The 12,886-nt window shown below is 54.7% G+C and carries 10 protein-coding genes and 1 pseudogene; 6 read left to right on the forward strand and 5 right to left on the reverse strand.

From position 1 onward, the window contains the following. Window positions 1-66: 66 nt before the first annotated feature. Window positions 67-1,038 carry an Rpn family recombination-promoting nuclease/putative transposase gene (locus tag MJ257_RS03520; RefSeq protein ID WP_240267933.1) on the forward strand — a complete coding sequence of 324 codons (972 nt, stop codon included), beginning with the start codon at window positions 67-69 and terminating at the stop codon, window positions 1,036-1,038. A 33-nt stretch (window positions 1,039-1,071) separates the two neighbouring features. Here the strand turns inward: MJ257_RS03520 and MJ257_RS24785 are convergent, their stop codons facing one another. From MJ257_RS24785 to MJ257_RS03540, 5 genes are all read right to left on the reverse strand, one after another. Next, window positions 1,072-1,257 carry a Spo0E family sporulation regulatory protein-aspartic acid phosphatase gene (locus MJ257_RS24785; protein ID WP_308193150.1) on the reverse strand — a complete coding sequence of 62 codons (186 nt, stop codon included), beginning with the start codon at window positions 1,255-1,257 and terminating at the stop codon, window positions 1,072-1,074. 269 nt (window positions 1,258-1,526) lie between these two features. Then, complete coding sequence (locus MJ257_RS03525) at window positions 1,527-2,936, reverse strand: helix-turn-helix domain-containing protein (RefSeq protein WP_240267934.1); 1,410 nt, start codon at window positions 2,934-2,936, stop codon at window positions 1,527-1,529. 196 nt (window positions 2,937-3,132) lie between these two features. After that, window positions 3,133-4,026 carry an aldo/keto reductase gene (locus tag MJ257_RS03530; RefSeq protein WP_240267935.1) on the reverse strand — a complete coding sequence of 298 codons (894 nt, stop codon included), beginning with the start codon at window positions 4,024-4,026 and terminating at the stop codon, window positions 3,133-3,135. Between the two features lie 28 nt (window positions 4,027-4,054). Then, window positions 4,055-4,387: an L-rhamnose mutarotase gene (locus MJ257_RS03535; RefSeq protein ID WP_240267936.1), complete on the reverse strand. Its 333-nt coding sequence runs from the start codon at window positions 4,385-4,387 to the stop codon at window positions 4,055-4,057. Between the two features lie 53 nt (window positions 4,388-4,440). After that, complete coding sequence (locus MJ257_RS03540) at window positions 4,441-5,865, reverse strand: aldehyde dehydrogenase (protein ID WP_240267937.1); 1,425 nt, start codon at window positions 5,863-5,865, stop codon at window positions 4,441-4,443. Between the two features lie 134 nt (window positions 5,866-5,999). Between MJ257_RS03540 and MJ257_RS03545 the strand changes: the two are divergent. From MJ257_RS03545 to MJ257_RS03565, 5 genes and pseudogenes are all read left to right on the forward strand, one after another. Further along, window positions 6,000-7,196, forward strand: a pseudogene (locus MJ257_RS03545) (spore germination protein); the annotation flags it as partial. Between the two features lie 44 nt (window positions 7,197-7,240). Next, a complete protein-coding gene (locus MJ257_RS03550; RefSeq protein WP_240267938.1) occupies window positions 7,241-7,906 on the forward strand; it encodes a phosphodiester glycosidase family protein in 666 nt (221 codons plus the stop codon). A gap of 1 nt (window position 7,907) precedes the next feature. Continuing rightward, a complete protein-coding gene (locus MJ257_RS03555) occupies window positions 7,908-8,975 on the forward strand; it encodes a bifunctional glycosyltransferase family 2/GtrA family protein (RefSeq protein WP_240267939.1) in 1,068 nt (355 codons plus the stop codon). 375 nt (window positions 8,976-9,350) lie between these two features. Further along, window positions 9,351-10,583 (forward strand): nitrate/nitrite transporter, encoded by a 1,233-nt coding sequence (locus MJ257_RS03560; protein WP_240267940.1) that lies wholly within the window; start codon window positions 9,351-9,353, stop codon window positions 10,581-10,583. After that, window positions 10,552-12,801, forward strand: coding sequence for a molybdopterin oxidoreductase family protein (locus tag MJ257_RS03565; RefSeq protein WP_240267941.1), 2,250 nt, complete (start codon window positions 10,552-10,554; stop codon window positions 12,799-12,801). Before MJ257_RS03560 ends, MJ257_RS03565 begins: the two co-directional genes overlap by 32 nt. The last annotated feature ends 85 nt before the right edge of the window (window positions 12,802-12,886 follow it).

The following is a 12,886-nucleotide window of genomic DNA, read 5'->3' on the forward strand; positions in this document are numbered from 1 at the left end:
AAAGCGGATGCGTGAATTGCCAAAATGACCCCTTTCGGATAAACTAGGCTTAATGGAATCAAAAATATGCGAAGTGAAGCACACTCGCGCATCCGCCAACCTTTGGCGTGCGCGGTGTGCTTTTTTTGCGTTCAGAAAGGACGTGATTTCGTTTATGACAACAGGGGTATACCTGGTCCATCAAATCGAAGAGGAGCCGCAAGGCGTCAACTATGGAAAAGGGGCATCCCCCACGACGAAGCGTTTAAAAAACTGCTGCATACGTTTTTCGCAGAATTTATCGCTTTGTTTTTTCCTGAATTGGAACAACATCTGGACTTCAGCCAAACTCGCTTTTTAATGCAAGAGCAACTTGTCGATGTGGTGGGAGAAGAAGCGCGAACGCTGGATCTTCTGCTAGAGACCAAATACATCGGAACGGATGCTTTCATTCTCCTCCATCTGGAACCTCAGTCTTATCGGCAGACAGATTTCCACGAGCGAATGTTTATCTACTTCAGCCGGCTCTTTGAAAGGCACCGGAAAGAACATCAACTCATCATCCCCATCGCGATCTTTACGTCCGCCGAAAGTAAGAACGAGCGGAATTCCTTGATCATGTCGATTCCAGGGGAGGACATTCTTCAGTTTCGGTTTTTGAAAGTCGAGCTAATCAACCAACCTTGGCGTAAGTTTATCGATTCCAACAACCCCGTAGCTGCTGCATTACTAGCCAAAATGGGCTACAATAAAGGGGAGGAACGGGAGCTCCATTTTTCCTATCTGCGCATGCTGCTGAAGCTCAGCCAAAGAATGCTGCAGGAACTGGCGAAACAATATGTAAAGGAGAGTGAAACCATCATGGAATTCATGCCATCCTGGATGCGCCAGGGTTATGAGAAGGGGCTGGAAGAAGGTATGGAGAAAGGGATCGCGCAAGGCACCCTGATCGAACGACAGCACGTCGCGCGAAGGTTGTTATCCAGAGGCTTCTCTCCGAAAGAGGTTGCTGATACGCTCCAAATACCAATCGAAGAAATCAACAAAATAATATACTAAAGGGAAATGACCGAAGGATAAAGAGGCCCCCCTCTAAGCGATGGGCATCTTTCTTCGATAGTCGGAGTAAGTGACTTTACTATATTTATTTAACAACCGGTCAAGAACAACCGACTGATGGAGAACCCGTGCATGCCGCAGACCGTATCTCTGGGCCAGTCGATTCAATTCTTGTCTTTCCATTTCAATACGAAATCTGAGTTTTTCAGAATTGTTCATTGCTATCACCCTAGGAACATATTAGAAGAGGTTGCCAAATATTGCATAATGAAACCTAATGCAAGAAACAAAAAAATTCCATTTTTTGAAATGTTACGGCCTGGAAAGTTGCTCACCCTGTCTCTGTATACGCTATAAAATAAAAATAGGGTCAACCCAAAAGGGCTGATCCCTACTTTTTTTGAATGGTTCAAGACAAAATATATTAACCCCAATAACCATGTGACAATGTTGAAATTAAACCAGTACCACTAGCCAAACCTACCAAACTAACCATTGTCAAAGCCGAAACCATATAAAACATTTTCTTTTTCATTTTCCCACACCTTTCTACACAGTTCTTCAAAATTTTTATATTGCTCCTCAGTTACGAACTTGCGGTTCAGTTCAAATAAACTCATGCAATTCACGATCAAAGATTTATTATTCAAAGAAATTGCCATCTTTAAACTATATAGTAAACTCCTTATACCTTCTTCATAATTCCTTTTCCTCAGATTATAAATTGCGTAATTCTGAAAAAAAACGGAACAACGATTCACACTGACTACTGATTCTGAAAACCACTTATCTTTTCCAATCAACCTGTATTTTTCAATTTCTTCGGAAAATCGATCAAGAATATCATCAATGTAAAACTGATGGCGATTGGCCGATTCTATTAATGTTATCAAGCCTTCCACCAGTTCATCGGGTTCATCTTCCAAGAATTGAACATACTTGGGAATTTTTGATCGATCCCCCGCTTTAATGTCCATGCAAAGATAATTGGCTTGTGCAAACATTTTAAATTGTTCTATAACGGCAGTTTGGGTTTCATCATCGGCATCAAACCAACTTAAATCCGCATATTCTGCAATCCATTTCTTTGCTTCCTCAAACATTCCTCTATATTCATAAGAACCAGACTTGAAAAGATAGCCCCTACCATAATAATAAACAAGAGGACGGAGTGGCTTGAAATCACTGTATCTCCATACTTTTCTATCGTACAACGCTTTAGCTAATGTGCAAAGTTCATCTGCGTAAGCTTCGGCTTCAGACCAATTAAATTTAAGCGAATAAACTTCGACCAACATTAGTATTCCATCGAGCGCATACACTTCCGGCAAACGATGTCTGTAGGGTAAAAATTGCATTGCAGTTTTAAATCCCTTGTCACTATCCATGCTGTGAATTTTAAACAACCGGTAGTAACTCATTGCAAGCCGTTCTGAATGACTTGATCTTTCGCTTTCGATTACGGCTTCATACAGAATGACGGCGGCTTCTTTTAGCCCTTGCTCAAACATTTGTTCCGCTGTCTCGAAAATCCCCGCAATCTGCTTCAAATCCTCTAGCAATCGGCTTAATACCTGCTTGATGCAGTCATGTCGCTGCAGTTCGGCGCATCTTAGCAGGAAGGGCCGCAGCCTTCTCCAATGCGGAGCGGTCGAAGTAAAACATTCATCGGCGTATAAATCGTAAAAGTGTCCCTCGGGCAGCCCCATCGCGGCCGTAATCCGGTCCAGTTGACCGATGGCAATCGGCCGGTTGCCGTTGATAATTCCGCTTAACGTTCCAACGTTAACCCCGGCGGATTCCGAAAAACGATGTAGGGTTGTCCCTTCGCTCTTGATGTAATCTTCCAGTTCTGCGCGAATCGTGGTTGTGGATATCAAAAAATTATCGCCCCCCAATCCCGCTTCCTTCTACCAGTCGAATGATTCTCGACTAGTAGAGCAACCAAACGACATCCAATGACATCAAGCAACACCATATACTTCAAAAATTCCAATTTATGTTTACATAATAATCCTAAATTTGACAATCGTCAATAAGAAAAAAGGCCGATAAGCAACAATTTTGTCTGCTTATCGGCCTTCTTGTATTTTCTTAGATTTCCAGCTCCGCCGCAGCCGCATTTGCCTCCACCTGCGCCGGATTCTTACAGCCCGGGATAACCGTGCTGACGATCGGATTCTTCAAGCACCAGGCCAAAGCCCACTGGGCCATGTCCACGCCCTCCGGCACTTCATTCCGCCGGATCTCCTCCACTTCCTCTAGCTTGCGGCGAGTACTTTCCGGGTCATGACGGTGGCGGACGTCGGTCTCGCCGAACACCGCGCCCGGTTTATATTTTCCGCTGAGGTAACCGCTCGCCAGCGGTACCCGGGCAAGCACGCCCAAGTCCTGTTGCTCGCAGGACGGGAACACCCGGTTCTCCGGCACGCGGTCCAGTCGGTTGTAAACCACCTGTATCGCTTCCGAACCTACCTTGGACGAAGCTTCGGTCTGATGAAGATTGTCATTGCTGCCGATCGACGTGCCGAGATGGAGGATTTTCCCCGCTTGCTTTTGTTTATCCAACAACGTCCACAGTTCATCATTGTCAAACGCCGCATCCGGCCCCGAGTGGAACTGGTATAAATCGACGTAGTCGGTCTTCAGCGCCTTCAGCGAAGCGTCCAGCTGTTGCAGGACCGCCGCGGCATCAAAGCGGTCCGTCCGCGTGAACCGTTCATGAAATTGATGCCCGAATTTCGTAGCGATCAGCCATTCCTCCCGGTTTCGCCGGCTTAGATAATCCCCGATAAACGATTCGGACAAATGGTCACCGTAGCACTCCGCCGTGTCGATCAGGTTGATGCCAAGCTCACGGCCCCGGTCCAAAATCGCATCCACTTCCGCCTGCGTGTAGTTCAGGCCCCATTCTCCGCCAAATTGCCAGGTTCCGATTCCGACTACCGAAACGTTCAAGCCGGTTCTGCCTAATTTGCGATATTTCATTTTCCGAATCCTCCTGATGTTTTCTGAATTATTTCAAGTAAAAAACCTCGCGCATCGGTACGATCGGCTGCGGCTCATTAAAGTCAAAGGAGCCCTCGACCATCCCCGACGTAATCGCGTTCCACCGCTGGCAAACTTCGCTGTCCGCAATGTATTTGAACGCCGCATCCGGATCATCGCATTCAAAGCAGTAGAAGAACTGATTCCCCTGCTGAAAGATCGAATAGTTTCGAATGCCCGCTTGGGTATGCTCCTCGAGCACCTCCGGCCAAGGATTGAAATGCAGGTCAACGTAAGCCTCCAGCTGATCTTCCTTCACGCGCCAGGTCCAGGCGAATTTGCGGCTTGGACTCATTCCCATGATATTATCCCTCCCATGAAAGATTCATTCCCTTTGACAGCTGCGGGTTCCCCCTACTTCATGAAACGTCGAATCAACTTCAGTTTGCCGGAGTTATAAGGCGGATAAATGAAGCTGAGGTTGACCCGGGTCGACTTCTTCAGCACGCTTTTCCGGTGGGAGAAGGTTTCGAAGCTGTAGCGGCCATGATAGGCGCCCATACCGGAGGAACCCACGCCGCCAAAGGGCAGATACGGGCTGACCAGATGCATGACCGTATCGTTGACGCACCCCCCGCCGAACGAAACGGATTCCACCACTTTCCGTTCCGTCTCGGCATTGCTCGTAAACAAGTACAGCGCCAGCGGCTTGGGCCATTCGCCGATGTCCCGGAGCGCCGCATCCAGATCCCGATACTCCAGCACCGGCAAAATCGGCCCAAAAATCTCCTCCTGCATCACCGGGTCTTCCCAGCTTACGTTCTCCATAATCGTCGGCGCCAGGTACAAGTCACCGCGATCGCCGGTTCCGCCAGCCGCTACCTTCGAAGGGTCCAACAACCCCATCAGCCGGTCCCAATGCCGCTCGTTGACGATGCGCCCGTAGTCGGGACTCCGCTGCGGATCGTCACCATAGAAAGCCGTGATTTGCGCCTTCATTTTAGCGATCAACTCCGCTTTCACCGATTCGTGAACGAGTACATAGTCCGGAGCCACGCAGGTCTGTCCCGTGTTGAGGTATTTCCCCCAAACCAACCGCCGTGCAGTTAGACCCAGATCCGCCTCGCGATCAACAATGCAAGGGCTTTTCCCGCCCAATTCCAGGACGACGGGCACCAAATGCTCGGCCGCCGCCGCCATGACGATCTTTCCAACCTGAATGCTTCCGGTGAAAAAAATCAGATCGAGCGGGGCGTGAATCAATGCGGAAGTCACCTCCTGCCCTCCCTCCATGACCAGGATGTACTCGGGATCAAAATATTCGCCGATCATCTCGGCGATGACCCCGGAGACATGAGGCGTGTACTCCGAAGGTTTGACGATCGCGGCGTTCCCCGCGGAGATGGCCCCGATCAAAGGGTCAATCACCAGCATAAACGGGTAGTTAAACGGCCCGATGATCAAGGCTGATCCGTATGGCTCCCGGTAAATGTAACTCTTGGAGCCGAGATGGGTTAGCGGCGTTCGAACCCGCTCCGGCTTAGCCCAATGCTTCAGCCGCTTCATCACGTACCCGATGCTGTCGTAGGCATAACCGACTTCCGTACTGTAGCCTTCGAGCTCAGGTTTGCGCAAATCCCGCTGCAGCGCTTCCAAAATGCGCGTTTCGTAACGGGAAATGGCTGTCTTTAGGCGCTCCAGTTGGCGCAGCCTGAATTCCACCGGCCGGGTGGCACCGCTGCGGACGAATTGCTGCTGGGCGCGAACGGCCGCCGCGACGGATCGCTCGGATGGTTGCGCTTCGGTTGGAGCTTGGGTCGGATTCTCGGTTTCACTCAAGGCGGATCCCTCTTTTTTCTCGAATTCTTAAAAGGATATTTGTCTATTGTCCCTATTGTAACCCGGATTTGGTTTGGAAGGGACAGTCCCCGGAAATAATGGGGCTAATAACACCTGCGAGAGGGAGAACAACGATGCCTTACCGGCGAAGAATGAAGCGCAGATCCGCACAAGCCCTTGTCCACGGCCCGTTAACAGCCAGCCAAACCTCGGCGTCCGGCGAACCGCAGTCACTATATACGGATTTGGAAGCTAACTTGCACGCAATCCAGGAAACCCTCGGAAGCAGTACCGACATCATTATCCGGAATCTGCCGATCGGCCACAAAGGCGATCGGTCGATGGCGATTCTCTTTACCGACGGGTTGGCCGATCAGAAAATCATCACCGACTTCATCATGAAATCGGTCATGTTGGATATCAACATCTTCGGGCAGACCGACAGAAGCGTCGATCCCCCCTCCGACGTCGTGCTAGCCTTGAAAAGCTATGCCTTAACGATCGGCGATATTCGGGATGTCTCCGATTTCGACGCTTTGTATCAGGCTTTGTTGTCCGGAGATACCGTGATTCTCGTCGACGGGCAGGATCAAGGCGTGGTTTGCAGTACTCGAGGCTGGAAAGACCGCGGAGTGAGCGAGCCATCCTCGGAAAACGTTGTTCGCGGTCCTCGAGAGAGCTTTGTCGAATCGTTGCGCACCAATACGGCGCTGATCCGGAGAAAAATCAAGGATCCCCATCTGTGGCTGGAAACGATGCAGATCGGCAGGATTACGCGAACCGACGTAGCCATCATGTACATCAAGGGCATCGCCAACGACAAAGTGGTGCAGGAAGTGCGAGACCGGCTGAACCGGATCGACTACGGCAGCATTCTGGAAAGCGGGTACATCGAGGAAGCGATTCAGGACGAAACCTTAACCCCTTTTCCGACGATTTTCAATACCGAACGGCCGGATGTCGTCGCCGCCGAACTGTTGGAAGGCAAGGTGGCCATCCTCGTAGACGGAACCCCGATCGTCCTGGTCGCGCCGGCTACGTTCGTTTCGTTCCTCCATGCCTCAGAGGATTATTACCAGCGCGCCGATATTGCCAGTTTTATTCGGTTGTTGCGATATCTCGGGATTTTCATTTCCCTTTTCGGACCATCTTTATATGTCGCGATCACGACGTTTCATCAAGAGATGCTGCCTACGCAACTTCTGATCAGCCTGGCGGCGCAGCGGGAGCAAGTCCCGTTCCCCGCTTTCATCGAAGCGGTTCTCATGGAACTGACCTTCGAAATTCTGCGGGAAGCCAGCATCCGTATGCCCAAAAATATCGGCTCATCGACCAGATCCAAACGGGATCGGGCCCGGATCAAATCACCTATTTCGTGGCGGACGTGCAGATGAAGGATTCCGCGGCGCTGCAGTCGGCGTTGGCCGAAAACAGCTTCGGCCGCAACATCACGCAGACGACATCCGAAATCGCCGAAGATCATGGCGCGGTTTTTGCGGTTAACGGGGATTATTACGGATTTCGCGAAGACGGCGTCATCATCCGCAACGGCACCCTTTACCGTGACGAACCGGCGCGGACGGGACTGGCCTTGTTCCAGGACGGAACGATGGAGGCTTATGACGAGCAGCAGGTTACCGCCGAGTCGCTGCTGGAGCGCGGGGTGACGCAGACGCTGTCGTTCGGGCCGGCGCTGATCCAGGAAGGTCAGGTGAACGCGGATCTGGACAACGTCAAGATCGACACCAACTTCGGCAATCGTTCGATCCAAAGCGCGAACCCTCGGACCGGCATCGGCCTGATTGCTCCGAATCATTACGTGTTCGTCGTCGTCGACGGACGGAAAGAAAACTACAGCCGGGGCATGACCTTGACGGAGTTTGCGCAGGTATTCCAAGATCTCGGCTGCACCGAAGCGTATAACCTTGACGGTGGCGGCTCGTCGACGATGTATTTTAGGGGCAGGGTCGTCAACAATCCGCAGGGCAAAGAACGCGAACGCGGCGTCAGCGACATCCTGTATGTCCCGGAGGGGAACTGACATGGGTACGATATTGATCCCCGCTTATGAACCTGACGATAGACTGCTTGAACTTATCTGCCATTTGAAAAAAACATCTCCGGACCGGCTGCTCATTGTCGACGACGGCAGCGGGAAAGCGTTTCGGCCGGTGTTTGAAGCGGCAGAAGCCGCCGGCTGCACGGTGCTCCGTCACGAGTTCAACCGCGGCAAGGGCTGCGCCTTAAAAACCGGATTTCGCTATTTGCTGGAATCGGGCGAACCCGGCGGCGTAGTCTGCGCGGACAGCGACGGACAGCATCTTCCGGCCGATATTATGCAGATAGCCGAAGCCGTGCGCGGACCGGGCCGGCGCATCGTGCTGGGGAGCCGCCGGTTTGCCGGCAAGGTGCCGCTGCGCAGCCGATTCGGGAATACGGTGACCCGGACCGCGTTCTCCTTATCCAGCGGGGCCAAGATTTACGATACCCAGACCGGGCTGCGCGGCTTTTCCTCGGACTTGCTGGAATGGTTGTGCGAGGTTCCGGGCGAGCGCTTCGAATACGAGATGAACATGCTCCTGAACGCCGCGAAGGAGGAGATGTCGATCGAAGAGATTTGGATCGACACGGTGTATCTCGATCAGAACAAGTCGTCCCACTTCCGGCCATTCGCCGATTCGTTCCGGGTATTCCTGCCGATCTTGCGATTCAGCGGTTCGTCGATCTTCGCGGCCGGGTTGGACTTCGCGCTGCTTTTCCTGATGCAGGGGCTGGGGGTCGGCTTGGCCTTTTCGGTGGCTGGCGCCAGAATCTACAGCGCCCTCGTGAACTATACGATGAACCGAAAATTCGTCTTTACCCCTCAAGCTGGACTGGGATTCCGCGCAGCCGGATTAACGACGAGCATCGATTCGGGAAGGGACGCTGCAAAGGACTACCGTTCCATGGCCAGGTACTTCTTGCTGGTTCTGCTCGTCATGCTGTTCAACATGGGTTTGATGTATCTGTTTCATGAAACGATCGGCATCCCTTTGTTCGCAGCCAAGCTGTTGACGGAGGTCTCGTTGTTCTTCTTCAGCTTTTGGGCACAGCGAAAATTTGTGTTCTAAACTTCAGGTTATGTTATGTTGTGTTATGTTATCTTACATCAAACATTCAAAATTCATATAAATTCATCAAACTTTGAGTGAAAAGTTCGTTTTCGCAATCGTCAAGATGCTTTTCAGTTAAATTTATGAACGTTTTTTGTAATTTATATTGACATCTTCTTTTTTCAGCTCATATAATTTAACTACGTTCACAACGTCGTGGCGCATATATTCCGGTTTCGCACAACGCTGTGCCGCCGGTCGGCAAAGGGGCCATTCGGGCAATCGCAAGATTGCGCGGGGCTCCTTTTTGTTTTGCGCGCCCGGTTCGGCGTGACCAAAGGAAACAGAAACATCCCGGTTGAAGAGGATGGAATTTGGAGAGGAGATGGAAGGATGGAACGTACCGGTTTTTTGAAAAGCGGGCATAAGCCCTCGCTGCTGAGCGCCTTTCTGTACTTTGATGTTAGCTTTATGGTATGGGTCCTGATCGGGCCGTTGGCCGTCATCATGATGCAGGATTATCCGATGAACGCCGCGCAAAAAGCCAATCTCGTCGCCCTGCCGATCCTTGGCGGCTCCGCGCTTCGCCTGGTGCTTGGTGTGTTGGCTGACCGGATCGGTCCCAAACGGACCGGACAAATCGGCATGGCCGTCACGATGGTGCCGCTCATCTGGGGCTGGCAATTCGTCGATTCGCTGGGCGAATTGTACGTAGTGGCTTTGCTCCTGGGCGTTGCCGGCGCTTCCTTCTCGGCAGCCCTGCCTTTGGCCAGCCGATGGTACCCGCCGCAATACCAGGGATTGGCGATGGGGATCGCCGGGGCCGGCAACAGCGGCACCGTCTTCTCCACCCTATTCGCCAACCGGATCGCCCAGCATTACGGCGGGTGGGAAGTCGTCTTCGGGCTCGCCCTCATTCCGATTGCGCTGGTCTTCCTCGTCTTTACGCTGCTGGCGAAAGACAGTCCCAACCAGCCGGAGCCGAAAAAACTGCGCGACTACGCCGTCGTCCTCCGCCAAAGGGATACTTGGCTGTTCTGCATGTTGTATATGGTGACGTTCGGCGGTTTCGTAGGGTTGTCGAACTACTTGACGATTTTTTTCAATACGGAATACGGGCTTAGCGCGGTGCGGGCCGCCGATTTCACGACCTTGTGCGTGATCGCCGGGAGCTTCTTCCGCCCCGTGGGCGGCTGGCTGGCCGATAAGGTCGGCGGAGTACGCATGCTGCTTGCATTGTACGCGGGGGTAGCCCTCATGATGGCTTCGGTCTCGTCGCTGCCGCCGCTGTCCGTCGTAACCGTGCTGCTGTTCGTCGGCATGATGTGCCTAGGCATGGGCAACGGCTCCGTGTTCCAGCTCGTCCCCCAACGCTTCCAGCAGGAAATCGGGGTCATCACCGGGATCGTGGGGGCGGCCGGCGGGCTGGGCGGCTATTTTCTGCCGAACATTCTTGGCCTCCTAAAGCAGTGGACCGGATCCTATACCCCCGGTTTCCTCATATTGAGCGGTATCGCGCTGGCTTGCATCCTCACGGTTACCTTCATCCAGGGTGAATGGAAGCGGACGTTCCTGAAACGGAAGGAGGCAACTTATGACGCATACCCCTACAGCCGTCCGTCCTGACGACCGAATGCGATCCCATTGCCCCTTCTGCAGCATGCAATGCAGCCTGGACCTGCACTTGGCCCCCGGTTCCTCGCTGGGGTACGAATTGAAGCCAAGCCCCGACTTCCCGGTAGCCACCGGACGATTATGCCAAAAGGGCTTCCACGCGTTTGACCATACGGTCCATACGGAGCGGGTGATGCAGCCGCTCCGGAGATCGGCGGAATGGGAATGGTGGCAGAGCAACGGGGCGGGGACCGGCGATTTAGCGGCGAGGTCTTTGTCCTCCGAAGCAACCTCGACGGCTTGGTCGCCCGCAGCCTGGCCCGAAGCGTTGGACGACATCGCCGCCCGGATCCGGCAGCTCCAGGAACGGTACGGTCCCGACAGCGTTGCCGTGTTTGGCGGCGGTTCGCTGACGAACGAAGTGTGTTATCTGCTCGGCAAATTTGCCCGGGTCGCTTTGCGCTCCCGCTACGTGGACTACAACGGAAGGTACTGCATGTCCTCCGCAGCGGCGGCGCAACAGCTGGCGTTCGGGATCGACCGCGGTCTCCCCTTCCCGCTCGAGGATATTCCCCAAGCGGATTACCTCATCCTCGCAGGTACCAATATCGCCGAATGCCAGCCGACGTTGATGCCTTACCTGCTGGCCGCCAAGAAAAAGGGAGCCGTCATCGTCACCATCGATCCTCGGCGGACGATGACGTCCAAGATCGCGAACCACCAGCTGACGATCGAACCCGGGCAGGATTCGCTCTTGGTTAGCGGATTGCTGCATGTGATCGTGGAAGAGCGGCTGTACGACGCGGATTTCGTGGCCCAACATACGGAAGGGTTTGAGGCGATGCAGGAAGCGGTACGGGCGTTTTCGCCCGACCGGGTTGCCGCCCTCACCGGGATCCCGGAGGGGACGATCCGGCAGGTGGCCCGGGAATTTGCCGGGGCGAAGCGCGGGATCGTCCTGACGGCGCGGGGGCTGGAGCAGCAGGTGAACGGCGTGGAGCATACGCTGCAGTACATCAACCTGTGCCTGCTATGCGGGCACATCGGCAAACCGGGCAGCGGCTTCGGCTCCGTCACCGGGCAGGCCAACGGGCAGGGCGGCCGCGAGCACGGGCTCAAGGCCGACCAACTGCCGGGCTACCGGTCGATCGAGGACCCGGACGCCCGGGCGCATGTCGCCGGCGTCTGGGGGCTTGATCCCCGCGAGCTGCCCGGCAAAGGGGTCTCCGCGTATGAGCTGTTCGGGAAGGTGCTGGACGGCGACATCAAAGCGATGATCGTCCTCGGCTCCAATCCGGTCGTGTCCAGCCCGAACAACGCCCGGGTCGCCGAGGCGCTGGCGAAGCTGGACCTGCTCGTCGTCGTCGACCTGTTCGAGACGGAGACGGCCGCCTACGCGGATTGGCTGCTGCCCGGCACGTCCTTCCTCGAAGTGGAAGGGACGATGACGAACCTCGAGGGCCGGGTGTTCTACCGGCCCCGGGTGTTTGAGCCGGCCGGCGCGTCCATGTCGGACGCTTGGCTGCTGTGCGCCCTCGCCGAGCGGCTGGGCCGAGGGCGCTATTTCTCTTACTCGTCGATGAGCGAAGTGTTCGACGAGTTATGCCGCGCTTCCGCCGGGGGCAAAGCCGATTACAGCGGTTTAAGTTACCCGCGCCTGCAGGAAGCGCAAGGGCTGTTCTGGCCGTGCCCCGGGCCCGGCCAGGCGCACCCCGGGACGCCGCGCCTGTTCGCGGGCGGCGTCTTCCCCCGTGCAGGCGGCCGGGCCCGCCTGCACGCGATCGCGCCGCAGCCGCCGGCGGAAGTGGCAGATACGGAATACCCGTATCTGCTGACGACCGGCCGGCTGGGCGGGCACTACCTGAGCGGCGCGCAGACCCGCCGCACGGACGCGCTGGCGAAGAAGGCGCCGGAGCCGGTGGCGGAGCTCCACCCGGCCCTGGCCGAGCAGCTTCGCCTGCGCGAAGGCGACCGCGTCCGCTTGACCTCACGCCGCGGGTCGCTGGATTTCGCCGCCAAGGTGACGGCGGACATTCATCCGCGCACGATTTTTGTCCCGTTTCACTGGGGCGGCGATCTAGCGGTCAACCGGCTGACGAACGACGCCCTCCACCCCGTCAGCCGGATGCCCGAATTCAAAGTCTGCGCCGTCCGGGCGGAACGGGCTAGGACCGAGCAGGCCGCCCCCGCCCTAGTCCATACGGCGAAGGCCGATGCTCTCAGCGATTAGTCGGGATGTTTCCTGTTAGCCTGCGAAATGCACAATAGAAGGGGGCTGTCCCTCCAGTAACGTGCCACTGGTGGAATAGCCCCTT

It is taken from the genome of Paenibacillus timonensis (genome assembly GCF_022427145.1).
Lineage (GTDB): Bacteria > Bacillota > Bacilli > Paenibacillales > Paenibacillaceae > Fontibacillus > Fontibacillus timonensis.